Origin of the sequence: Halorubrum sp. SP9, assembly GCF_005435015.1 — an archaeon.
Classification (GTDB): Archaea; Halobacteriota; Halobacteria; order Halobacteriales; family Haloferacaceae; genus Halorubrum; species Halorubrum sodomense.
Map to the genome: position 1 here is coordinate 1,865 of NZ_SGXU01000069.1, position 946 is coordinate 2,810.

Genomic DNA, 946 nt, shown 5'->3' on the forward strand with positions numbered 1-946 from the left:
CCTCACTTTCTTCATAATTCTCTAGATACCATTGATATGTATCAACCAATGCCTTTTGATTGGAGTATTCTGGTTCCCATCCGATATCGCACAACTTTTCGACGGAGACGTACGAGTCCTCGTGAGCTGTTTCATATACCCACGGATAGAGCGGTGACAGATCGAGTTTGTTCAACACTCGGAGAGCAAAGCGGGTCAGCGTTGCTGGTGTTCCGACAACTCGCTTCCCTGTTCCCGCCTCGTCAATCGGGGCTTGGAAGTCTTCTTTCATCGTTCCGTATTCCGTCGCACCCACATTGAACTCGTCATTCACCTCGCTCTCGTCCAACGTGAACATCATCTCGATTGCCCGAACGAGATCGTGAACGTGGAGTAATTGATACTTGTTGTTTCCCCACCCGACCATCGGGATGTTCGCCCCACCCTCGATCCAGTCGAACAGGACCTGAAACACGCCAAGCCGCTGTGGTCCGATGAACGTCTTTGGTCGAATAATCGGGACGCACATCCCCATCCGACGGAAGTCTCGACAGATGTTTTCGGCTTCGATCTTTGCGTCTCCGTATGGACCGACACCGTCTAACGGCGATTCCTCGGTAATTGGATGCGTATCATGAGTGCCGTAGACGGCTGTGGACGAAATATAGACCACTCGTTCAACGCCGTGCTCTTTCGCGGCCCACAATACCGAGCGCGTCCCCTCAACCGTTACCTCCCAAATCTCGTCGGCGTCCCACAGTGGGAGTGCCGCCGCACTGTGGACGATTACATCCGCGTCAGCTTTCTCAATTGCCTCGGACACTCTCTCCTCGTCACGCACATCGGCCTCTATGTATTCAATGTCTTCTGTATCGTCTTCTTCGTTGAACGGTTTGAGGTCGAGTGCGGTTACGTCCCAGCCCTGATCAGCAAAGTACTGGCACGTGTGAAGTCCCAGAAAGCCAGT

1 protein-coding gene is annotated in these 946 nt (G+C 53.0%); it reads right to left on the minus strand.

The genetic code is table 11. The features are described from left to right. Positions 1 to 946, minus strand: a 946-nt coding sequence (locus EXE45_RS16270; RefSeq protein WP_199233658.1) for an NAD(P)-dependent oxidoreductase, incomplete at both ends; no start/stop codon positions are given.